19 protein-coding genes are annotated in these 22,796 nt (G+C 72.6%); 5 read left to right on the forward strand and 14 right to left on the reverse strand.

Features of this window, described 5'->3' with window-relative positions; all coding sequences use genetic code 11:
• Positions 1 to 120 precede the first annotated feature (120 nt).
• The gene (locus tag EV374_RS30700) at positions 121 to 618 is read left to right on the forward strand and encodes a pyridoxamine 5'-phosphate oxidase family protein (protein ID WP_165947951.1); all 498 of its coding nucleotides are present in this window, start codon (positions 121 to 123) and stop codon (positions 616 to 618) included.
• Here EV374_RS30700 and EV374_RS30705 read toward each other — a convergent pair.
• Entirely contained in the window at positions 590 to 1,360 is a 771-nt protein-coding gene (locus tag EV374_RS30705) for a DUF2306 domain-containing protein (RefSeq protein WP_486486048.1), read from the reverse strand. The genes EV374_RS30700 and EV374_RS30705 overlap by 29 nt on opposite strands.
• Positions 1,361 to 1,801: 441 nt before the next feature.
• On the opposite strand from EV374_RS30705, the gene EV374_RS30710 reads away from it, so the two are divergent.
• Positions 1,802 to 2,569, forward strand: coding sequence for a pseudouridine synthase family protein (locus EV374_RS30710; protein ID WP_165947952.1), 768 nt, complete (start codon positions 1,802 to 1,804; stop codon positions 2,567 to 2,569).
• Positions 2,570 to 2,799: 230 nt separating this feature from the next.
• On the forward strand, positions 2,800 to 3,750 hold the full coding sequence (locus EV374_RS30715) for an alpha/beta fold hydrolase (RefSeq protein ID WP_132240655.1): 951 nt from the start codon (positions 2,800 to 2,802) through the stop codon (positions 3,748 to 3,750).
• Here the strand turns inward: EV374_RS30715 and fxsT are convergent.
• The 13 genes from fxsT to EV374_RS30775 all read right to left on the reverse strand — a co-directional run bounded on the left by fxsT (position 3,744) and on the right by EV374_RS30775 (position 20,742).
• On the reverse strand, positions 3,744 to 7,655 hold the full coding sequence (fxsT, locus tag EV374_RS30720) for an FxSxx-COOH system tetratricopeptide repeat protein (RefSeq protein ID WP_132240656.1): 3,912 nt from the start codon (positions 7,653 to 7,655) through the stop codon (positions 3,744 to 3,746). The genes EV374_RS30715 and fxsT overlap by 7 nt on opposite strands.
• Positions 7,652 to 8,863 carry a TIR-like protein FxsC gene (locus tag EV374_RS30725; protein ID WP_165947953.1) on the reverse strand — a complete coding sequence of 404 codons (1,212 nt, stop codon included), beginning with the start codon at positions 8,861 to 8,863 and terminating at the stop codon, positions 7,652 to 7,654. Before EV374_RS30725 ends, fxsT begins: the two co-directional genes overlap by 4 nt.
• Positions 8,850 to 9,530 (reverse strand): TIR-like protein FxsC, encoded by a 681-nt coding sequence (locus EV374_RS30730; RefSeq protein ID WP_132240657.1) that lies wholly within the window; start codon positions 9,528 to 9,530, stop codon positions 8,850 to 8,852. Before EV374_RS30730 ends, EV374_RS30725 begins: the two co-directional genes overlap by 14 nt.
• Positions 9,531 to 9,607: 77 nt before the next feature.
• The gene (locus tag EV374_RS30735; RefSeq protein ID WP_132240658.1) at positions 9,608 to 10,411 is read right to left on the reverse strand and encodes an AAC(3) family N-acetyltransferase; all 804 of its coding nucleotides are present in this window, start codon (positions 10,409 to 10,411) and stop codon (positions 9,608 to 9,610) included.
• The gene (locus tag EV374_RS30740) at positions 10,402 to 12,747 is read right to left on the reverse strand and encodes an FxsB family cyclophane-forming radical SAM/SPASM peptide maturase (protein ID WP_132240659.1); all 2,346 of its coding nucleotides are present in this window, start codon (positions 12,745 to 12,747) and stop codon (positions 10,402 to 10,404) included. The genes EV374_RS30735 and EV374_RS30740 overlap by 10 nt, the downstream gene beginning before the upstream one ends.
• Positions 12,748 to 12,990: 243 nt before the next feature.
• Positions 12,991 to 13,893, reverse strand: a complete 903-nt coding sequence (locus EV374_RS30745; protein ID WP_132240660.1) for a DUF4231 domain-containing protein — start codon at positions 13,891 to 13,893, stop codon at positions 12,991 to 12,993.
• A gap of 65 nt (positions 13,894 to 13,958) precedes the next feature.
• Complete coding sequence (locus EV374_RS30750) at positions 13,959 to 14,408, reverse strand: SitI3 family protein (RefSeq protein WP_132240661.1); 450 nt, start codon at positions 14,406 to 14,408, stop codon at positions 13,959 to 13,961.
• A 14-nt stretch (positions 14,409 to 14,422) separates the two neighbouring features.
• Positions 14,423 to 14,845 carry a CdiA C-terminal domain-containing protein gene (locus EV374_RS30755; protein WP_132240676.1) on the reverse strand — a complete coding sequence of 141 codons (423 nt, stop codon included), beginning with the start codon at positions 14,843 to 14,845 and terminating at the stop codon, positions 14,423 to 14,425.
• A gap of 200 nt (positions 14,846 to 15,045) precedes the next feature.
• Positions 15,046 to 15,573, reverse strand: a complete 528-nt coding sequence (locus EV374_RS30760) for a DUF6244 family protein (RefSeq protein WP_132240662.1) — start codon at positions 15,571 to 15,573, stop codon at positions 15,046 to 15,048.
• Between the two features lie 93 nt (positions 15,574 to 15,666).
• A complete protein-coding gene (locus EV374_RS30765) occupies positions 15,667 to 18,771 on the reverse strand; it encodes an FG-GAP repeat domain-containing protein (RefSeq protein ID WP_132240663.1) in 3,105 nt (1,034 codons plus the stop codon).
• A gap of 169 nt (positions 18,772 to 18,940) precedes the next feature.
• Positions 18,941 to 19,999, reverse strand: a complete 1,059-nt coding sequence (trpS, locus tag EV374_RS30770) for a tryptophan--tRNA ligase (RefSeq protein ID WP_132240664.1) — start codon at positions 19,997 to 19,999, stop codon at positions 18,941 to 18,943.
• Between the two features lie 85 nt (positions 20,000 to 20,084).
• Positions 20,085 to 20,261: a hypothetical protein gene (locus EV374_RS32820; protein WP_165947954.1), complete on the reverse strand. Its 177-nt coding sequence runs from the start codon at positions 20,259 to 20,261 to the stop codon at positions 20,085 to 20,087.
• Between the two features lie 31 nt (positions 20,262 to 20,292).
• Positions 20,293 to 20,742: a PRC-barrel domain-containing protein gene (locus EV374_RS30775; protein ID WP_132240665.1), complete on the reverse strand. Its 450-nt coding sequence runs from the start codon at positions 20,740 to 20,742 to the stop codon at positions 20,293 to 20,295.
• A gap of 284 nt (positions 20,743 to 21,026) precedes the next feature.
• Here EV374_RS30775 and EV374_RS30780 point away from each other — a divergent pair, with 284 nt between their 5' ends.
• Together EV374_RS30780 and EV374_RS30785 are read left to right on the forward strand one after the other, a co-directional pair.
• Positions 21,027 to 21,491 carry an acyl-CoA dehydrogenase family protein gene (locus EV374_RS30780; RefSeq protein ID WP_132240666.1) on the forward strand — a complete coding sequence of 155 codons (465 nt, stop codon included), beginning with the start codon at positions 21,027 to 21,029 and terminating at the stop codon, positions 21,489 to 21,491.
• A gap of 385 nt (positions 21,492 to 21,876) precedes the next feature.
• Entirely contained in the window at positions 21,877 to 22,140 is a 264-nt protein-coding gene (locus EV374_RS30785; protein ID WP_132240667.1) for an SCO4848 family membrane protein, read from the forward strand.
• The last annotated feature ends 656 nt before the right edge of the window (positions 22,141 to 22,796 follow it).

Genomic DNA, 22,796 nt, shown 5'->3' on the forward strand with positions numbered 1-22,796 from the left:
CGCCGCGGCGCGTCCCTCCGACACTCCCCGGCGGCGGGGTCCGTCCGCTCGCGGACACCGTCACACTGGGATACTCTGCGTGCTGCTTCAGTCACGATGTCGTCGTTCGAAGGGGAACCCATGGTGAACCGTGAGCCGGTCGCGGAACCGTCCTTTGCCAGCGAAGGCTCCAAGCCGATGCCCTGGTCGCAGGCGCGTGAGCGGCTGACGGAGGCGGGCGAGTTCTTCCTGTGCACGGTCCGGCCGGACGGCCGGCCGCACGCCGTGCCGCTGCTGGCCATGTGGGTCGACCAGAGCATGTACTTCTGCTCCAGCGAGGCCGCCCACAAGGTCGACAACCTGGCCGCGAACCCGCACTGCGTGCTCACCGTCGGCAGCCCCGAGCTGGACCTCTCGATCGAGGGCACGGCAGCCCGGGTCAGCGACCCGGCGACCCTCAAGCGCGTCGCCGAGGCTTACGGGAAGAAGTACGGCTGGGAGGTGACCCCGGTCGACGGTGGGATCGACGGCGACGGGATCGGCCCGTCGCCGTACCTCGTTTACGAGGTGACCCCGGCCAAGGTCATCGGCATCAACAAGGAGTCCGGCTTCAGCGCGACCCGGTGGCGGTTCGACTGAGCACGCCGGCCGGGGGTGTCGGCTGAGCGCCGGGGCGTGCCGGGCGGGGGGTGCGGTGCAGCCACCAGTAGGCGATGGCGAGGTTCACCAGCACGCTGAGCCACCCGCTCGCCTCGGCGAAGACGATCGGGTTCATGGACAGCCCGGTCGCCATGCTGAACAGGAAGAGCACCCGTCCCCAGATGGTCTGCAGGGCGAAGGCGAAGCTGTAGACCATCCACTTCCGGTGCTCGGCGTAGCGGCGCTGACGGGCCGCGCGGAACCCGAGCACCGTCGTGGCGATCCATCCCACGGAGGCCAGCGCGCTGCCGAGCAGCCCGTTCGGTGCCGCGGCGAACGGCATGAGGACGAGCGCGAGCAGCGCGGACGGGATGGCGCCGGCGAAGACGTACAGCCGGCCGCTGAGCCGGTGCACCCTCGGGTACCGCAGGCGCAGCCACGGCCAGGCCTGGAGGGACAACGTCACCAGTGCGATGGTGCCGAAGAGGATGTGCACCACCAGGACGGCGTAGTGCGACGCGAAGCCGTCGTTCAGCACCACCCGTGACTGGCTCGGGTCGAGACCGAGGTACGGCGGCAGGACGAACAGCAGGAAGGCCCCGTTCAGCGCGACCAGTGGCACGATCCACGGTCGTCTCCACCACGGCACGGAAGGTCTCCGGGCACCTGCCTTGCGTACCGGCGGTCGGGACTCTTCGGCCTGCCGCGTCGGGCCGCCGGCCTCCTCCACGTACTGGGTCACGGTTGGATTCCTCCCAGGTCCGGACCGCGCTCTCCGCGCGGGTCTGCCTCGACCCCCCATGTGCGGTTTTCACGGTAGAGACCGACAACCCGTCATATTTCTTTCAGAATGCTGGCCTCGCCATTGGTCCGCTCCGTGCGGCGACGGAGATGGTGTGGCCGACCCGGGTCCGGCGGTCCGCGTGCACCGGGACGAGGGTCGTGCCGGTCTCCCGCGCGCCCGGGGCGCCCGCGCGACGCGATGCCCCCGGGCCGCGCTCCGCCCGACGCCCGGCCCCGGGCGCGACACCGCTCGACGTCGGGGCGGGCGGTCGCCGGGTTGGTATCCTTCGCCGTGCCGGCCCACCTGGCCCGGCTCGACCCCGCTCCGCGCGTCACCGATGTCCCGGGCCGGCCGTCGGCGACACCGAGCAGCTCAGCACAGTCGAGAGCCGAGGCGATGATGACCACCTTCAGTTGGTCGGAACTTCGGCGCGCTCCCATCCACGAGGACGACCACCTGCTCGTGCTCGACAAGCCGCCGGGCATCTCCGTGATGGGCGAGCGGCACGCCGAGTCCCTGACCGACCTGGCCGCCGCCGCCGGGGAGCCGGTGCACTGGGTGCACCGCATCGACAAGGTCACCTCGGGGCTGCTGCTGCTGGCCAGGACGCCGTCGGCGCACGCCTCACTGACCCGGCAGTTCGCCAACCGGGGCGCCGACAAGCGCTATCTGGCCTGGGTCGAGGGGGCGCGGCTGCCCGAGACCGGCACCATCGACCTGCCGCTGCGGCCGGGCCGCAAGGGCACCATCCGGATCGCGGGCGAGCGCGAGGCCATCCGCTACGACGCCGACCGCCGCCGCTTCGCGCTGCCGGAGTCGGCCGTCGACCGGTCCAAGCCCTCCTACGAGTCCCGTACCGACTTCGCCACGGCCCTGGTCAGCGGCGACCGTACGCTGCTGGTGCTCAAGCCGGTCACCGGCCGGCGTCACCAGATCCGCGTCCACCTGGCGTGGCTCGGCTTCCCGATCGTCGGCGACCCGCTGTTCCACCGCGGGCAGGCGGACCAGCGGACGTACCTGCACTCGTGGGGCTGCGAGATCACCTGCGACTGGCGTGACGAGCCGCGTACCCGGTTCTGGGCCGCCCCCGGCGAGGAGTTCCTCGACGTCTTCGCCGACGGCCGCAAGCCCCGGCTCGACGACGCCCTCGACGCGCTGGCCGCCTGACCGTCCGATCCCGCCACCGGCGTCCCGGTCGGAGCCGCCGCCGGAAGTTCCAGCGGCGGCAGACCGGAGGTGTCGTTTCCGACAGATCCGGCCCCTTGTTCCCGCTCGCCATAGCGGCGCGGCGGGCCCGACCATTAGGCTCGATTGCTGAGTGGAGCAGTCAGACATCGTCTCCACTCGATGCCGGGTTGCGAGTATTGGCTGGTTGCGGCACCGAAGGGCAGGACGGAGTGACCCGAGACGGCGAGCCAGGGGCCGACTTCGCCGAACGCGAGGACAGCAGACGCGTGGCGTACGAGGTGACCGGCGCGCCCGACGGCTTCCCCGTCTTCCTGCTCCACGGCACGCCCGGCAGCCGCAGTGGCCCGAAGCCGCGCGGCATCGTCCTCTACCGCATGGGCGTCCGGTTGATCGCCTACGACCGACCCGGCTACGGCGACTCCGACCGGCGCGAGGACCGCCACGTCGCCGACGCCGCCCGCGACGTGGAGGCGATCGCCGACCACCTGGGCGTGGAGCAGTTCGCCGTCGTCGGCCGCTCCGGCGGCGGCCCGCACGCCCTCGCCTGCGCGGCCGACGCCCGGCTGCGCGGCCGGGTGACCCGGGTGGCCGTGCTGGTCAGCCTCGCCCCGTGGAACGCCATCGAGCTGGACTGGGTCGGCGGCATGAACACCGGCAACGTGCGCGGGTTCGGGGTCGGCAGCCCCGACACCGCCGCGGTGGTGGAGGAGATCCGCCAGCGCGCCGAGCGGGCCGCCGCGGACCCGCGACTGCTCCTGGCGGACCTGCGGACGGAGATGAGCGCGGCGGACCGCCGGGCCGTCAACGACCCGGCGCTGCGCCGGCTCATCACCGACACCTACGCGGAGGCGCTCCGCTCCGGGCCGTACGGGTGGATCGACGACGTGCTGGCGTTCCGCCGCCCCTGGGCGTTCGACCTGTCGGCGATCGACACGGCGGCGACGCCGGTGCGGCTGTGGCACGGCGCCGACGACAACTTCGCCCCGGTCAGCCACGGCCGCTGGCTGGCCGCGCAGATACCCGGCGCCGAGATGGAGGTCCGGCCCGGGGCGGCGCACTTCGACGCGGTCGAGGAGTTGCCGCGCATCCTGCGCTGGCTCGTCGACCCCGACGCGGCGCTCGGCGCCGACCTGCTGATCGGCGCCCGGCCCGGTCAGTAGGGGTGCGGGTCGAGCACCCGACGCACGTACCGCCCGTCGCGTAGCACCACGACGCTGGGGTGGTGCTGCCCGATCCGGTTGGCGAGCCGGTCGGCGATCCGCATCCGTCCGATGCTCACCCGCCCGCCGGACAGCGCCTGCTGGGCGGTCTCCAGGTTGCCCCGGCTGCGCAGCGTGTCGGGGTGCTCGGCCCCGAGCACCTCGGTCAACTGCTCCACCACGGCCCGCAGCCGGTCGCGTCCCTTCTCCGTCTCCCCGGCGAGGATGGTGAAGACCGCGACGTTGTTGGCCGCCGCCATGGCGAACGGGTGCCGGTCGCCGAGCGCGGCGAACACCTCCCGCGTCGTCGTCTCGGTGAGCGACCGGCCGGTGCCCGTGTCGCCGGCGTCCCACAGGGCTACGCCCAGGTTGATCCGGCAGACCAGCGAGTACGGGTGATCGGCGCCGAACAGCCGGACGAACATCTGCTCCACCTCGCCCAGCTCCGTCAGCGCCTGCGCGCCCTGCCCCTGCAACATCAGGTTCGACGTCCGGCTGAGCCAGCTGAACAGGGTGTCCGGGCTGGTCGGCCCCTGGGTGGCCAGCAGCCGCTGGTAGGTCTCGTCGAGCAGCTGGGCCGCCTCGGCGATCTCCCCGGTGCTGCGCAGCGACACGGCCAGGTTGGCCTGCGCGGTGAGCAGGTCCCGGGAGTGCTCGCCGAAGATGTTCCGGTAACCCGTCACCGTCTCCCGCAGCAGCGCCACGGAACCCTCGTAGTCGCCGGTCTCCCGAAGGTCCCGGGCGAGGTTGTTGGCCGACGCCAACGTGTTCGGGTGATCGTGGCCGAGGACGACCCGCAGCCGACGGTTGGTGGCCTGGTCGCCGTCGAGGGCCTTGTCGAACATGCCCATGAGCCGGTAGGACGCGGCCAGGTTGTTGGCGGCGATGAGGGTTCCCCGGTGGTCCTCGCCGAAGACCTCGACCGACGCGGCGTACGTCCGCAGGTCACGCTCCAGGGCCTCCCGGTAACGGCCCAGGGTGCGCAGGTCGGCGCCGTAGCCGCCGGCGGTCATCAGCGTGTGCGGGTGGCTTTCGCCGATCAGCTCCTCCTGCTGGCGCAGCGTGTCCTCGTCCAGCCGGTGGGCCTCCTCGAACCGCCCGAGGCTGCGCAGCAGGTTGGCCCAGTTGAACCGCAGGTGCAGCAGCTGGACGCGCAGCTTGCGGTGTTCCGGCCCGTCCGGCGGGAACTCCGCCAGCAGCGTCGACCAGACGGCCTCGGTCTCCCGCGCGTACCGCTCGCCCTGCTCGTAGCCACCGTTGACGTAGATGTAGCGGATCCGGTCGATGACGAGCTGCCGGACGTCGTCGTCGCGGCAGGAGATCGCGTCGGACCCGTCGAGGTGCGGCCAGAGCATCCGCAGGCGCTGCCGGTTGGCCGGGTCCGACACCTCGCCGGGCGGTCGCGACCCGGCGAGGATCTGGTGCACCTCGTGCTTGGCCGTGATGAGCTCGGCGTCGGACATGCGGGCGCGCAGGGCGTTCTGCAACAGCCGGTGCACCTGCACCCGGTGGGCGTGCGGGTCGAGCTTGATCAGCGCGAGCTTGTTCATCCGCTGCACCAGCGCCGCCGCGATGTCGCGTTCGGAGACCCGGTCGGCGACGCGGGCCGCCACCACCTTGTCGTACGGGGCGATGACCTGGGCCACCTGGTCGCCGTAGAGCAGTTCCAGGGAGATCTCCGGGGCGAGCACCGACGCGAGCTGGAGCAGCCGGTAGGCCCCCGGGGAGCCCTGCCTCAGCCGTTGCAGCGGGAGGTCCCAGACCTCCGTCTCCAGGCCGGTGCGGCGCAGCCCGGCGAGGTATTCGTCGACCGGCGTCCCGGTGTCGGCCAGCCACGCCCCGACCGTCGCGACGAAGATCGGCACGTTCTCCACGGCGTCGGCGACCCGCTCGGCCTCGGCGACGCTCATCAGGTGCTCGCCCAGCCGGGCCCGCAGGTGCGCCACGCTCTCCGCCCGCTCGAACGCCTCCACGTCCACCGCCCGCGCCAGGTCGCCCCAGTCCGGGTTGCGGGTGGTGACCAGCACGTGGCCGTTGCCCTGCGGCAGGTAGGGCCGGACGTGCTCGTACTGGTCGGCGTTGTCGAAGATGAGCAGCCAGTGCGGCGGAGGGCTGCCGTCGGGGCGGCGCTCGGTCTGGCCCAGCCGTTGCCGCAGGGCGCGGTTGGTCTCCGGGATGGTCGTCTGGGCCGGCAGGCCCAGCTCGTCGCTGAGCTCCGTCATGATCACGTCGACGAACTGCGGCGGGTCGGCGGCCACCCACCAGATGATGTCGTACGCGCCCCGGAACCGGTGCGCGTACTCGATGGCGAGCTGCGTCTTGCCGAGACCGGGACCGCCCCGCAGCGCGACCGGGGTGCCGCCCCCGCCCGACGCCTTCAGCTCCTCCCGGAGCCTGCGCAGCAGGTCCTCGCGCCCGGTGAAGCGGGCGTTGCGGGCCGGCGCGTTGAACACCGTGGCGCGCACCCCCGGGAAGCGGGCGGGACGCAGGCCGGTCGCGCCCACCGTGCGTCCCACCAGCTTCAGCAGGTGGGTCGCCGCGTCCTCGGCGGTGAGGTCGTGCACGGCCGTCCAGCTGCCGACCGGGACGTCCGGCACGGGCGGGGTGTCGTCGACGTGCACGGCCAGCCAGCTCGGCGCGCCCCGGTCGTCGTCGGTGCCGGGGCGGGCGCGCCGGGCCGCCAGGTAGGCCCGGGAGACCAGCCGGACCTCCCGGAAGGCCGGGCCCGTCGGCTCGGGCGCCGGCCCGTCCAGGGGCGCGGTGACGACCCGCAGGTCGGCCGAGTGCAGCACGGCCTGCGCCCACTCCGCCCAGACCTGGTCCTCGGGCACGTGCCGCAGCACGATCAGCTCGTCCACGACCGTCGGCTTGCGCTCGAAGCGCTGCACCGTCCGACGGCGCAACTGGTCGTCGATCCGGGGCAGACCGGTGATCCTGCCGTTGGTGATGTGGCTGGTCAGCGTCTCGTACGCGGACAGCAGCGTGGTCCGGCCGCCCGGCTCGTCGCCGAACGTCGCCAGCGTCTCCTCGTAGGCGTAGTACGCGCGGTAGGGCACCTCGACGGTCAGCCAGTACGCCTGCCGCTCGCTGTCGGTCATGCCGCCCGGCAGGCCGGTGAACTTCTGCATGGCCAGCGACCGGCCGGCGTCCCGCTTGCTCTTCTCCCCGTCGTCGACGCGCATCGGCACGGGCAGCACCCGCCGCGCCCGGCGCCCCTCGTAGTCGCGCACCCTGGCGGCCACCGCTGCGGCGCCGTCGATGCCCTGGTCGCTGAGGGTGAAGCAGTCGACCAGGACGTCGGGCAGGTGGATGGTGCAGATCTCGGCGACGTCGCTGATCCCGGTGCGGCTGTCGATGAGGGCGTAGTCGTAGTGCCGCTTCATGTCCTCGCGCAGCGCGTCGAAGAACTGCGCGCCGCCGAGCCGGTTGTAGAAGTTGTCCCAGTTGAGGCCGGTCACGCTGGTCGCGTAGTCGGGGTTGTGCCGCCCGGCCAGCAGCAGGTCGAGGCTGCCGCCGCCGGGGAACTCCCAACCAACCGAGAACGCGTAGCGGTGGACCCGGGCGTACTCCCGGTGCCAGTCGCTTGGCCGGGAGTCGGCGTCGGTCTCCTCGCGCCGGCGCGCGTTCTCCCACTCGTAGTCCAGGATCAGGTCCATCACGCCCCCGGTGGTGGCGACCTGCTCCGGGTCGAGGAACGGGGCGTAGAACCGGTGCAGGCCGGGAGATTCCAGGTCCCAGTCGGCGACGAGCACCCGCTGGCCGTTCGCGGCGAGGATCCACGCGGTGTTGGCCAGCGCCATGGTGCGGCCCGTACCGCCCTTGTAGGAGTAGAAGGTGACGACCTGCCCTTCGCGCGATGGCGTCATCGCTCGTCCTTCCCTCGCGTCGTGTCGAACGGCCGCGTCGGCGGCTGGCCCGGACGGGTGACCGGCGGGCCGTCGGACGGCCGGGACGGCCGCAGCGTCGGCTTCGGGGCGGCCGGGCCGTCGGGCGGATACACCGGACCGTGCCGGAGGAACTGCTTGCGGGCCTCGGTCACCAGCAGCGGCGCGCAACGCTCGAACTCGTCGATCGCGCGTGCCGGCAGCACCCGGGGGAATCCGGCGTCCTGCAACGTACCGGCGATCGACTCGGGCGCCGACTCGCCACGCTCGTGCTCGGCGGCGATGACCAACGGGACGACCCAGCGGGGCAGGCCGTCCAGCGCGGCCCGGGCGGCGGCGGCACCGGTCGCGGCGTCCACCAGCACGACGGTGGGGCTCTCCGGCGCGAGGGCGCGGGCCGCCGCCAGGTCGACGACCCGGGTGGGCAGGCCCAGCCGCTCGCCGGTCGCGGCGACGTAGTCGGCCACCGCCAGCTCGTGCTGCCCGGCGTACGGCCGCCACCGCGCGTGGTCGGTGAGGGTGGTGACCACCAGCGCCGGGCCGCCGCCGTCGGTGACCGGGTGGCTGGACAACGTCGCCGCCCGGGAACGGGCCAGCGGCTGCGTCTCGGCCACCGTGACGATGCGCGCCGCCAGCGCCGCGAGGACGCTCTCGTACTGGCGGCGGTAGGCGCTGAGCTTGCAGAGGGCGCGCAGCCCGTTCTCGGCGTAGTCGGCCCGGTCGTCGGCGTCGTGGACCAGGTCGAGGGCCTGCGTCGTCTCGGGCCGGTCGCCCCAGGACGGCAGGGGCAGCCACAGCACCGGCAACAGGTGCCGCTGGGCCCGCGCCGGGGCGAGCCGGGTGAGCCGGCTGCGGAACGACTCACGCTCGCCCAGCGCCCACGCGTTGCGGAAGTAGTTCGGCGAGTGCAGGGGCACGAAGACGTGCGTGAGGCTCAGCGCCTCGGTGAGGGTCTGCCTGAGATCGGCCCCGGGGCTGACCTGACCGTCGAAGAAGCCGGCGTCGAGGTCGCCGCTCCTCGTGGCGCCGCGCCGCACGGCGGCGGCCAGGTCGTGGAAGAACCGGCTGACCCAGTAGTCGGTGTCCGGCCGGGACGCGGCCGACAGCGGCACCGAGTGGGCGTAGCTGAGGAAGAAGTACGTCTCCCGGCGCGCGACGGCACCGGCCCCCGTGAGGTCAGACCACGTCATGTCCGACCTCCTCGAACGTCTCGCGCAACAGCCGTACGTCCGTCGGGACCTCCGCCCGCACCCAGTGCGTCTGGTAGGCCCGGGCGATCCGCTGCGCGAGCCGCCAGACCACCGCGTCGTAGGCGTCCTTGCCGTTCTTGCCGAGGCTCAACAGGCCGTAAATGCCCTCGTCGTGGTATTGCGGGGCGATGTCCGAGGGCAGCCGGGTCGGGGTGAACATCTGCCGCCGAGACACGACCTCCGGCAGCTGTCGACGCTCCACCACCGACCAGTTGACCGGGATGACCGGGGTCTCCCCGGCGGACGGGTCGGCGCCCGGCCGGTGCACGACCTGCCGCCGGGTGAAGGCGTCCCACTCCTTGGCGCACCAGGCGCTGTTCAGGTACTGCGGCGAGATCAACGGAATGAAGACCTGACACTGGCCGGCGGCGAAGGCCAGATCCTCGGTCCACACCTGCCCGCCGTCGAGCATCCGGTCCATGAATCCGGCCGTCCGTCCCGGGCCGAGGCCGAGCAGCTCGACCACGTGGTCGGACAGGTCGACGAAGAGCTGGAAGACCTTCTGGTTGGTGTCGCGCGGGGGTGCGGCCACCCGGTTCTTCGTGCGGGCGTAGCTGAGGAAGAACACGGGGGCGCTCTCGTCCTCCCCGTACGTTTCCTCTGCCACCTACCGCTCCCGACCGGTGCAGCGACTCCCAGCCGTCCACAGTATCGACAGCCGCCAACCCGTCGCTGCCCCGTTCGTCACCGGCGGTGCTCATCCATCCACCCTCGGGCGAAGTCGACGGCCACCCGGAGACCCACGAGCCGGGCGTCGGCGCCGCCGACCCGCCCGGTACGCACCGGCCCGGCGTCCGTCAGGGCCCGGCCGATCAGCGGGAAGTCGGAGTCGCGCAGGTCCGGGGCCCGGAAGTCGCGCCGGACCCGCCGCCCGGCGCCGTCGCGCACGTAGCACCGGTACGCCCGGTCGGCCGGCGGGCGGCGCAATCGGTACTCGGCCAGGTGGAACGCCGTGCAGACCGACCAGTCGACGCCGAGCAGCAGCACCACGGCGTCGGCGGCGTGCAGCGCGCCGAGGGGCGAGCGTTCGCCGAGGTGGCAGTCGAGGTCGTGGACGGCCGTCAGCCGGGCCGCGTCGGGGCCGAGGGCGGCGAAGGAGGTCTGCGGGTGGCGGCTCCGGGACGCCCCCGGCTGCCGGCGTACGTGCTCGGCGAAGACCCCCATGCCCTCGGCGGGGCTGCGCTCCGGGTCGAACGGCACGATGGCCGCCTCCGCCGCCGCGACCCCGGCGGTGTCCATGCCGGCGGTCGCCGCCCGGAACGCCCGCGAGGTGGTGGAGTTGCCGGCTGTCTGCGCCGGTACGACCACCGTGCCCGACCCGCCCAGCACGTCCCGCAGGGCGGCCAGCAGCGTGGCGGGACCGCCCGCCACCCGACCGACGCGGGACAGGGCGCAGTGCACCAGCACGGTGGACCCCGGCCGCAGTCCCAGCGCGCGCAGGTCAGCCGTCAGCGTGGCCCGCCGGAGCGGACCGGCGGTCACGGCCATGTGTCCACCGTGGCGCGCATCCCGCCGACGAACCGCTCCCCGGCGGCGGTCAGGACGCCGAGGTCGAGCAGGGCGTCGAGGGCCCCGTCGGTCCAGTCCCGGTAGCGGCGGAAGTGGCCCCCGGCGGCCGGCCCGGGGCGGTGACGCCACACGTCGGCGACCGCCAGATGGGCGTAGACGCCGTGCAGCACGCCCTCCACCGGGCGCGGGTCGGCCCGCCACGGCACGCGCAGCGTCCGGGTGTCGTCGCGGTCGAACAGGTCGCAGACGTCCAACACCGCGCTGAGCTTGAGGTGCTGCACCTCGTGCACCAGCAGCACGGCGAGGGTGGCGTCGTCGGGTACGGCCGTGACGGCCACCGCGCCGAAGGCGGCGCCGGCGGCGGCGCTGCGGAACCGGCCGGTCGGCTCCGCGCGCAGCGGCACGACGGCCCGCAGCAGGGTGCGTACGCCCGCCGTGTAGCTGGTGGCCTCGGCGTCGATCCGCCGCACCGCCCCCTCCAGCCGCCGCGTCCACCCCAGCGCGGCGGCGCCGGACAGCCGCGGCTCGACCGGCAGGTCGTAGCCGTCCCGGTGCGGATCGGTGTCCTCCAACAGCAGCCGGTCACCGCCGAGAGGGACGGCACGCACGGGCAGCCAGCCGTCCGGCCCGTCCTCCCGGGCCGGGTCGCCGTCGGGGCCCGGGAGGACGGCGATCCGCCGCCCGGCGAGCCGGACGTCGCCGTCGTCGACGACGAGCCTGACGACGCCCCGATCGGCACCGACCGCGAGCGCGCCGAGCGTCGGCAGGCTGACCACCCCCTCGCGTACCGGGACGGGCAGGTCGGCCCGGACCCCGGCGCGGACGGCGGCGGCCGCCGCCACGCAGGCCAGGTAGGACAGCTCGGCCGTCCCGTCCCGGCAGCGCCGGGCCCAGCGGCGCACGAAGGGGTGGGCCAGCACGGGGCGGACGGCGTCGGGGTGCGCGTCGTCCAGGTGGACCAGCAGCCGCCACCCGTCTGCCGCCACCGGGTCGCCCGCGGCCCGCTCGCTGAGCGCGACCAGCAGGGCGCGCACCAGCGCCAGGTGGACGGCGGCGAGCTGCGCGGCCGAGCCCGCCGTGCCCGCGCCGGTGGCCAGGTCGTCGAGGACGCGCGGGTGGAGCGAGTCGGTGGGTCGGGCGGGTTCGTCGGCGACCGGTGCCGCCGTCACCACCCGGACGAGTTCCAGCAGGTCCGGGCAGTAGACGGACGGGTTGTCGAAGCCGGCGCCGGCGCGGTACCGGTGGGCGTAGAGCCCGCCGCCGCAGTGCCCGACCACCGGGCACGCGCGGCAGGTCGCGCAGAGACCGTCGAGACCGGTCTGTCGTACGGCGATCGCCGGGTGGGCCGCGGCGTCGTCCACCCGGTGGCGGAAGACGTCCAGGCCGGTGGCCGCGGCGCCGTCGAAGGCGGACTTGAGCGAGTCGACCTGCTCGAAGGTGCCGTCGGTCTCGACGACGACCAGGTCGGCCGGGCCGAGCCCGACCGCCTCGCTGCGGCTGCCGTGCCCGGACGCGGTGGAGAGCAGGGACTCCAGCAGGCGGATCGGCACCGGACGCCCGTCGGCCAGCCAGCGCCGGTGGACGGCCAGCAGCCAGTCGGCGTACGGGGTAGCAGGGCCGTCGGGCCGGGCGGGCGGGTTGTCCCAGTTGGCGTGCGGCAGCAGGAAGTCGACGTGCGGCGGCTCCTCGGCCAGCAGCGCCTCGTACACCCGGATCGGGTCGTTGGCGAGGTCGACGGTGCAGAGGATGCCCGCGTAGCTGCTGCGGTACGCGGGGCGGCGCAGCAGCGACAGCGCCCGCAGCACCTGGCGGTGGCTGCTCGACCCGTTGGCGTGGCGGCGGTGCCGGTCGTTGGCGGCCCGGTCGCCGTCGAGCGAGATCCCCACCTTGACGTCGTGGGCGACCAGGACCTCGCAGAGCGCCGGGGTGAGCAGCACGCCGTTGGTCTGCATCCGCAGGTCGAGCCGGGTCACCGCACCGACGACGCGACGCAGGGTGGCGGCCGTGGCGTCGAGCCGGGCGGCCCCCGCGAGCAGAGGCTCGCCGCCGTGCAGGACCACTTTTACGACGCCGAGCCGGTGCGCCGCCGCATGCTCCGCGATCCGCTGGGCAACGGCCGCCACCGTGTCGGGGGCCATCACCCGGGGCTGGCGCCGCCACGACTGGTCGGGGTGTTCGTAGACGTAGCAGTGGTCGCAGGCGAGGTCGCAGCGGCTGACCAGCTTCAGCACGTACTGCGTCAGCGGGGCGACCTGCCCGGTCGGCCGACCGCCCGGCCCGGCTGGCTCAGATCGCAGAGATGAAGGCCGCGACATCGACACGGGCCGGGCGATCCTCCCTGCGGCTGGTCACGCGGGCGACGGAGCGGGCCCGGTCGAGCGGGATCCGGCCGAGCGGGGTGCGCCGGAGGTCGTCCAGTGGCGGCGGGGTCGGATCGGGCTGGCGTGCGGTGCGATCCACGTCGGTTCCCCCATTTGGAGTCGGGAGTGGACGGACGACCGCCCACGGCGACGGTCAACGACGACTATCGACGATGCTATATGGCACAACCTGTGATGTCACGGCTGCGCAGCGCCATCCTGCTCGATCATCTTCGCCATCCAGCCCTCGTTCGACAGCGAGATGATGCGCTCCGCCTCGGCGACGAACGCGTCGTCGTCGGCCCAGCCCAGCCCGGCCTCGCGGACCGTGCGCAGCCGGGTCAGCTGGTCGGCGGTGCGGGCGTACTCGATCTGGTGGTGCTCGTACTGCTGGGCGGAGCCGTAGCCGACCAGCGCCGTGGTCACGGCCGCCGCGACACCGATCCAGGCGGTGAGGCCGAGGTTGTCGCCGAGCACCCCGACCGTCGCGGAGACCAGGGCGGCAGCGATCGTGAGCCCCGTCGCCGCGTACCGGACCCGCCGCGCGGCGCGGGCCATCCGGCGGGCCGCCGGCAGGTAGTAGCCGTCGACCTGCCGCTGCAAACGCTCCGTCACGTACGTGGCCACGTCCGAGACGGCTGGCAGCGGCCGGTCGGCCGGCGGCGCGTCCAGGGTACGGCCGACCAGGTCGCCGGCGTCGTCCATGAGCGCGTCGAACCGGCCGAGCAGGACGGCGTCCCGGTCTGCGCCGCCGAACGGGGCGACCCCGGCGAGATAGCGGAAGGTGTCCGCCTTCAGCGCCTCGGAGACCGAGCGGAGCCGGGTCCACGCGTGCACCGCCTCCCGGGAGGACCACCGGGCCGCCAGCGGCACCACGAGCAGCGCCGCCGCCGCGACGATCGCGAGCGCCCGTCCCGCGCCGGGGTGGGCGTGCGCGAGCTGGTTGGCGAGGGTGCCGCACACCGCGGCCCCCACGGTGAGCGCGGCGATGGTCAACCGCGCACGGGTGATCGCACGCTTGGCCTCGCCGGACGCCCGTGACCAGGCAGCCTGCCGCTGCCAGATCGTCGCGACCGCTGCCGGGACATCGAAGTTCGCCACGATCCGATGGTAGGACTGCCGCGCCCGCGCCAGGGGGACCCGAGATGGCCGTTGCGATCCGCGGGTCAGCGGGGCAGGAAGCCGTCGTACGCCTCGTCGTACCAGTCGGCCTCGTTGTGCCGGCGGAGCGCGCCGTTCACCCGGGTCAGCATCAACCAGTTGTCGTTGAGCACCAACGCCGCGTCCTCGGGCCGGCTGGCCAGCACCCGGCCCACGGTCCGCAGCATGTGCGGCCTGCCCTTGTCGGCCAGCGTGTCCTTGCGCATGTGGAAGTCGATGTCGACGTAGGTCTCCGGCTCCCACTCCCATTGGACGCCACCGTCATCCTCGGCGCCGTAGTAGCCCCGGGTACCTCCGACGACGCTGACGACGTAGCCGCACTCCTCGTCCAGGTCGGCGCTGAGCATCCGGTCGCCGGAGTACGTCGTCGTTTCGGTTGCTGCTGGAGCGACCAACGCCGCCAACTGCTCCAGCGGGACGTCACCCGCGAGCGTCAGTCGGTAGGTGATGGACATGCACTCAGCCTTCCTCAATCCCGCCGGACGATCTGGACGATCTGGCCGCTCCGTCTGACGGCCACCAACTCCTTCAATGCCGGTACCGGCCAGTCGTCGAACTGCTTCTGCAGGGCGGCGAGGTCTCCACGCCAGTCCTGGAGGTTCAGCACCACGCGCTGGGTCTGCTGTCGCTCAACCTTCCTGGCTACCGCACTCCAGACGGACCGTAGTGGCGCGGAAGAAGTGGGAGCGTAGCAATCGAAGACGAGTCCTTCGATCAGGTAATCCGGTGATCTTTTCGGATCGACGACGTCGCTGGCGTTCAGTTTGGCCGTCGTGATCTCCTGTTTCGTGGGATTTTGGTGCACCCGGTAGCCCTTGTAGGCGATCGTGTCGGCGGTCTCGTTCTCAAGTTCCAGACTGCGGCGCTCCGTAGCTTTCTCCTTGGGTGAGATTCGGGTGCGTGGTCCGGTCGGTGCGCCGCCAGGGGTGTCCGTGGCCGGCCTGGTCCAGGGCACGTGGCCGTCAGTGGGGTCGCGCGTGGACTTCGCGTGCCCGGGGTCGTGGTCGGCGGTGGCGGTGTCGTCCGCCGGGGAGGCGCTGGGGGCGGGTGCTGTGACGGTGGGGCTGAACGGTGTGCTGCCGCCAGCCCCGGTCAGTTTCCCGCCGACCCCAGCTGTCGGGCCTCGGCGATCGCCGTCTCGACCGCCTGGCGGGCGCTGACGGTGCGTTGGGCGACCAGGCTCAGAACCTGCGTGATGCTCTCCAGGGACTGCACGAGCGGGCCGGGTTGACCGCCGTGCAGGATGGTGGTGACGAGTTGTCGTGTCTCGCGGACCTGCGCGGCGGTGGCGGTGGCGGCGTCGCGGATGCCGTCGCACGCGTTGCGCACCGGTGCCAGGCCGGTGATCGTCTCGTGCGGACTGGCCTCCTGCGGGACAGCCGCGGTGGCCTTCGTGGCCTCGCCGATGGTGGTCGCGAGGCTGCCCAGGCTGCCCCGGACGACCGAGATGCCGTCGCGTACCCGGAGCACGCCCGCCGCCACGGCGGCGAAGCCGGCGCCGGCGGCGCGCAGGGCAACCTCCTGCGCCTGGTTGTCGGCGGCGGACGCCAGCGCCTGCGCCCTGTCGACGCCGGTCGTCAGGGCGCGCAGTTCCCCGGTGATCTTCTCGATGTGCGACACGCGACCGACTTCCCGATCGACGACAGTGGAGGCGATCGACGCTACCGCCCCCGGACGCCGTGGGGCGTCCGGGGGCGGGTCGTGGGGGATCGATCAGGTTAGGATCTTGAACATGTTCCAGCCGCTGCCGGCCCTGACCGGGGCGGCGAAGGAACCGTCACCGCGGCCAGCGTGCAGCCAGAGGACGCCGTTGGCGTCCCGGGAGACCACGTCGTTGCGGGTGTCCTCGTTCAGGTCGCCGATCGGGACGACCGCGTTGTAGGCGCTCCAGCCGGTGGAAACCTGTGCCCGGCCGCTCCAGCCCTTGTTGCCGTTGCTGAAGTACCGGTACATGGTGCCGGTGGTGTCGATGCCGAGAAGGTCGCCGTGGCCGTCGCCGTTGAGGTCGCCGGCGCCGATGACGCGGGGGTACATTCCCCAGCCGGAGCCGACCTGGACGCGGGGGTTGATGCCGCCGGTGCCGGTGGTGGTGTAGAGCCAGAGCTTGCCGTCGGTGTCGACGCCGAGGATGTCGTCGTGGCCGTCGTTGTCGACGTCGCCCGGGGCCAGGATCGACCGGTACATCATCCACCCCGCACCCAGGCTGACCGTCTGCGCGCCACCGAAGCCCAGGTAGCCGGTGCCCCGGTACGCCTTCATACCGCCATTGCCGTCCCGCACGAGCAAATCGGGATACGCGTCGCCGTCGTAGTCGCCGAACGGCACCAGGGCCGAGGTGCGGGCGGCGCCGGAGCAGCTGAGGCACCAGTCCTCGGTGTGTCCGTTGCTGTAGAGCTGGCCGGGAGCGGCCCCCGAGGGGCGCGTGCCGTACCAGTGCCCCTCACCGGTCGCCTTCACACCGAGCAGGCCCGGCCCGCCGAGGCAGTCGTAGCCGCGGACGGGGAAGGTGCCGCAGCGGACGAGCATCTCGCCGGAGCCGACCGCGACGGGCGCGGCGGAATCGGTGGGCGTGCCGCTCAGCGTCCACGTGTACGCCCCGTTGAGCGCCGGCTGCCCCGAGGAGAGCCGGCCATCCCACCGTAGGTCGACGTGCGTCCGGGCCATCGCACCGGAGGCGCGGTGGACCACCTGGCCCGTCCACTTGCGGGAGATCGAGAGCTGCCAGGTCCAGAGCGGGCGGGTCAGCCCCACACCCGCCTGCCACGGGTACGTGTCGGTACGCGGGTTCGTCATCTCCTGCGCCCACACGCTGCCGAGCTGGGGTGCGGTGCCAGGCACCCCGGCGTCGATCACGTGCACCGCCCGGTCGGCGTCGACGTACGCGACGCCGGAGCCGTGCCGGTCGACGGTCCAGGTGACGTCCCGGCCGTCGGCCGGCGTGCCGGCGGGCAGGTCGGCGAGCTTCACCGGGGTCTGGAGGGTGCCGTCGTGGAAGGCGGTCATCACCAGGCTGGCGGTGGCGCCGTCGTGCCGGACGAGGAAGCCGTCGCCGAGCAGCGCCGGCCCCGACGGAACGGGGAGATTCCTGCCCGCCTCCAGGTCGTGGACGCCTGCGGGGCCGGTGGGGCCGCAGGCCCACCAGAGCCAGCTGGCACTGGTTTGCACCTCGGTCGGCACGCAGTCCGCGCCGGTGGAGACGGTGCGCGTGGTCCTACCGTCCGACATGGCGATCGCCGCCAGTTGGCCGGCGGTGGCCGTCGCGGTCCACAACGTGCCGAACCAGAGGGCGGCCCCGGTCTTCGGCATGGTCCGGATTACCTGGTCCGTCGTGATGTTGACGACGTGCTGGTCGTTCGAGACGCCGTCAGCGACGAGGAGCAACGGGCCCGCGGCGTCGAGGATCCGACCGTTCCGGGTGGGCAGCGTGGTCTGGTCGTACCCGGCCCTGCCGTCGTGCACCGTCATCGCGGTGTCCACCGTGCCGGTCGTCAGGTAGGCGGCGCCGCGGTCGGTCCCGTCGACGAGGCGTACGCAGCTCGAACCCGTCGCGCACGGCACCGGAGTCCCCCGCAGGATCGCCCTGGTCCCGGGCGTGGTTCCGGGGTCGGGGAAGACCGGGTGGTCGAAGGAGACGTACTCGGTCGCGCCGGTCTTCGGCGACACCTGGGACTGGACGTGCCGGAGCAGGCCGCGTCGGTAGCTGATCCCGGCGTTCTCCACCGGGTCCCGCACCGGGAGCAGCGGCGCGACCGTGGGGGTCTGGCCGGGTCGCCCCGTGATCCGCTGCACCGCCCAGTCACCGGGGCCCGAACCGCCGACGACCAGGGCCGTGCCGTCCGGGGCCTGGACGAGCCCCCGGAGGCCCCAGGAGATCTTCGGCAGCAGCGTGGGGCGGGGCGCGGTGGTCTGCACCGGCAGGTAGGTCGCCGGGAAGTACTCGCCCGTGTCGTCGACCTGACTCCGGCTGATCACCACGCCGCCGTCGACGACGACCGTCCGGAGGAGACTGTCCTGCGGGACCGTCACCAGCCGGGCCGAAGTGTCAGCGCCACTGGTCAGGCCGCTGCGGGAGTAGAGGTGGTACAGGCCGCTGCTGGACATCCAGCCAAGGGTGTCGCCGGAGAGGCGCCAGAAGGTCGACGGGACGCCGTTCGGGATCCGCTTCACGGTGGCAGTGGCGAGGTCGAGCAGGCCCATCCGCTGCGTACCGTCGGCCAGGTAGCCGACCACCACCGAGCTCTCGTCGCCGACCGGCGGCAACCCGCTGGGCTTGGCATCGCTCGGGATGCCGGTCACCGGCGTGGTGGTCCAGGTGCCGTCGGCAGCGAAGGTGCGCAGCTCCAGGTCCAGGCCGGTGAGCGGTGGCTTGCGCAGCAGCATCCGTTGGCCGTACACGCCGTAGAGAGCGTGGTCGGCGGGGATCTCCCACTGCTGCCAGCTCTGGTCGGCGAGGTCGAGCACGCTGACCTTGCCAGGTGCCGGCCTGGCCGGCACCTGGGCCGTGGTGGAGACGCTGTCGCCGCCGGCCGGCTTGAGCGTCGACGCCTGGACGCCCGCCAGGTCCCCGACCACGACGGTCGTGCCGGTGTCGTAACGGGTCCACAGGTAGTCGGTCGACTTGTTGTGCGAGTGCAGGAAGCCGGTGCGGCCGGCGAAGTACACCGCCTCGAAGGCGGGCGCCGTCGCGTCCTTGCGGGGGATGACGGAGGTCTCGCGGGGTGCGGTGCCGGGGTCGGCGGTGGCCGGCGCGGCCGGCACGGTCAGCAGGCCGAGGGCGAGGGTGGTCGCCAGGGCGCCTGCCGGGATGCTGCGGCCCAAAGAAATCCTCCTGAACGGGGGCTGCGCGAAGATGTGCGCAGCGTACCGACAGGCAGGACCGTGAATGTGCCGCCGATCGGCTGACCCTCGCGCGGACGGAGGGGCAGCCGGTCGGCCCGGAACCGCACGAGGTCCGCGGTTCCGGGCCGGTCGCCGGTCGTACGACCGCTCAGGCCGGCGTGGCCGTGGCCTTGCGGTGCCGCTCGGCCCGGCGGCGCACCTGCGTGTACGCGCCGGTCAGCCCCATCGCCCGGCGGACCTCGACGAGCGTCTGCCGCACCACGTGGCGGGTCCGTTCCGTGCCCTCGAAGATCAACTGATCGACCAGCCCGGGCTCGGCCTCGATCCGGGCCCGGCGCTCCCGGATCGGGTCCAGGAACCGGTTTAGCGCGACCGCCAGCTTCTCCTTCACCTCCACGTCGCCGACCCGCCCGGCCCGGTAGCGCTCCTTGAGGTCGTCGACCTGCGCCCGATCGGGGTTGAAGATGTCGTGGTACGCGAAGACCGGGTTCCCCTCGACGGTGCCGGGCACATCGGCGCGGACCCGGTTCGGATCGGTGTACATGCCCAGCACCGCCCGGCGCACGGTCGCCGCGTCGGCGGAGAGCGGGATGGCGTTGCCCAGGCTCTTGCTCATCTTCGCCCGGCCGTCCGTGCCGACCAGGGTCGGCGTCTCGGACGCGATCGTCTCGGGCACGGGGAACACCTCCCCGTAGAGGTGGTTGAACCGCCGGGCGATCTCCCGCGTCACCTCCACGTGCGCCGCGTTGTCCTTGCCGACCGGGACGACCTGCCCCTTCACGCAGAGGATGTCGGCGGCCTGGAGCACCGGGTAGCCGAGCAGGCCGTAGGGCATCTCCTCCTTGCCGGCGGCGCGGGCCATGTCCTTGAGCGAGGGCACGCGTTCCAGCCGAGGCACCGTGACCAGGTTCTGGAAGAGGGTGTTCAGGTCGCCGACCTCCGGGATGGCCGACTGGAGGTAGAAGGTGGCACGCCGCGGGTCGACGCCGGCGGCCAGGATGTCGGTGACCATCTCCCGGGCGTTGCCCGCGACCCGCTCGATGTCCTCGCGAGTGTTCCGCGTCGTGAGCATGTGCAGGTCGGCGATGATGAAGAAGCTCTCGTAGCGCTGGTGCAGCCGCACCCGGTTGGCGATGCTGCCGACGTAGTGGCCGAGGTGCAGCCGTCCGGTGGGGCGGTCCCCGGTGAGCATCCGTGCAACGGACATGGTGGTACGCCTTTCGTGCCTGGTGGACGAGTGTGCGCGGGCGCGTGTCGACCGGGGATGTCATCCCGGGTCGGTCAGGGTCGGCTCAGTGAGCCGTACGCCATCGCGCGCCGTCGCGGAACCGCAGTCCACCGGCACGAAGTACGTCGATCATCCGCTCGCGGCCGTCGTCGGAGCGGGTCGAAGAGGTGGTCACGACACCGAGCGGGAGGCCGTCGACCAGGTCGACGGCCTCCGGCGCGTAGCTGATCGGCCGGACCATGCCCCCACGGTAGCGGCTCCGGCCTGCCCGCTCAGCCCTGCCGGTAGCTGTCCCGGTAGTAGTCGCCGATCCGGTCCCGGTAGCCGGGCTCGCCGTAGGCGTCCGGGTCGAACGCCGGTGACTCCTTGACCTGCTCGCGGGTGCGGTCGACGTGCACCGTGCGGTCCAGGTGGTCCACCCGCGTCACCGTGCCGGCCGGCAGCAGGACCTTGCGGCCGAAGATCCATGGTCCGGTGTCCACCACCAGCCAACGGGCGTCGGTGTCGTCGCTGGCCTCGTGCACCGAGCCGATCCGCCCGTCGGTGGCCTCCATGCGGTAGCCGACCAGGTCGAGCGGGGTGCCGGGGCCGGGGGCGTCGGGTCCGTCGCCGCCGGGCTCCGGCCCGTCCGGTGGGGCGGAGTCGGGGCTGGCTCCGGAGTACCCGCCGGCGAGGGCGGACGGGTCGCGCCAGGTCCAGGGATTGAATGTCGACGGCTGCACGGGTCACCTCCGATGACGGTCTGCGCCGGTCCCGGAGTCAGTGCCCCGCCCGCGCTCCCGGGAAACAACACGGCAATTTTCGGTTCACTGAAATTTCTCGGTGCGAAGTACGTCATATTCGCCGACCGTCGATGAATGTCGCGCCTGTGCCGCAGGTGGTGGCGACGGGAAATGGGCCGTGCACATCCGCCGGGGATGCGGAGTGTCCAGTCGGCACATTCGTTCGGTCAACCGGGCCGACCATTCTGGTGACGCATCTGTCGCAGAGGAGAAGGGGGACACGGATGTACCGCACCATTCGTCGGCTCGGGGTCGTGCTCGCCGTCACGCTCGGGCTCGTCGCGGGGGCCGGCGCCGCCCAGGCGGCCGTCGTCAACCCGGTCACGCCGCAGTCGCTCTGCGGGCTCGGATACACGGTCCTGGACCAGGACCCGATCCGGCACGCGGAGACCGGCGTCCGGCTCGGCACCGTATACCTGCTGCACAACCCGATGATCGGCTACGGCTGCACGGTCACCATCAAGTCCGCCTACGCGGGGGCGCTGACCCGCACCCAGGTCTACCTCGCCGCCCAGTACCTGCCCACCCAGACCGACGACGGCGACAAACTCTGGGCGGCCGGGCCGGCCCGGGCGTACGTCAGGGGCGGTTGCATCATCTGGGGCGGTTTCATGGCTGACCCGAGCGGCACGATCCATTACCACGATCGGGCGAACCCCGCGATCGGCGGCATCGGCACCTGCTTCTGACGATGTGTTCGGGAGGTCCGCGATCATGCGGGCCTCCCATTTCCGGGGAGCCGTCCAATTCACTCACCGCAGTTTCGGTATGGCGGAAGGAAACGCGTCACTGCTCACCGTTCTCTTCGATTCGGGAAAGCCACGTGCACGGGGGAGCCGCCCGACGAACGGTCCGCCAGTTCGGCTGCGGCTCGCACCAGCTCCCGGCCGCCGAGGCACTGCCCGTCGAGCCGCACGGCGTACGGAAGCGGTGCACCGCGCTCGCCCCGCTCGCGGCGCTCCCGGCTTCAGCGCAGACGCGGCGCCGGCGGCGGCAGGTCCCCGGCGGTGGCGAGCTCCCTGACCTGCGCCTCGACCGCTGGCCCGTCAGTTCGCGCTGGCATACTCGGCAGCCATGGTGCTGTCGCGCGGCTGGGCGCTCTTCCTCACCGGGGTCGGAATCTGGACCTGGGTGATCTGGCCGAGGTTCGCCGTCGCCATCTGGAAGGACCCGCGGTCCTGGTCCACCGGCCGGGTCGGGGAGTTCCCGGCCACCGGCTTCCTCTGGATCCACGCCCTGCTGATCGCGGCGTCCCTGCTCATCGGCACCGTCGTCGGTGTGCTCGGCGTCCGGGCCTGGCGGGCGGCCGGCCGGCGCGCCGACGATCGGGCACCCTGACCGACGGCGGTGCTGCCCCGTGGCGGTGGCGCCTTGGCTGCCGCGCGAAGCGCCGCAAGGCGCCCTCGTTGCGGGAGGGCAACCGCCGCACCGGCGCTGAGCAGGCGACATAGCGAGCGGGAAATGATGTGACCGGGGACGCTACCCCCGGATTTGACGTTCAAACCCGCAGACGCGTAACTTTCTCTCTGCCAGCGCGAACGGGGCAAACAGGGCGAAAGTCCTGGAGGTGCCGAATCGGAGCTGGCCCGGGTCGGACAGGATTGAATCCTGGACGACGCGGCCCCGGGCGGGGCTCACCGGATCTGCCGCGAGGCGGATTTGGCGCAGCGAAGCCGACCGGGTAAGGTTCACGGCCGGCAGGGATCCGGGCGAGCTCGCGGGAAACCGCAGAGCGGCCGGTCTGCCAAATCCGATGATCAACGTGGCGGCCTCGCTGCTGCGTGCGCTCGTCGGAGCCAACCCGTACGAAGCACGACAGACCGGGACAAACGGTTTGACACGGCGGAGACGGTGAGGTAACGTAGTAAAAGTGCCCGGCGCGAGAGCGGCGGACATGACGAACGAAATGCCCCGGGTCGGGTGCTCCACGGTGTGGGGTTTCTGGGCGGTGTGTGGTTGTTCTTTGAGAACTCAACAGGGTGCTTGATAAGCCA

The sequence above is a fragment of the Micromonospora sp. CNZ303 genome, from assembly GCF_004345505.1.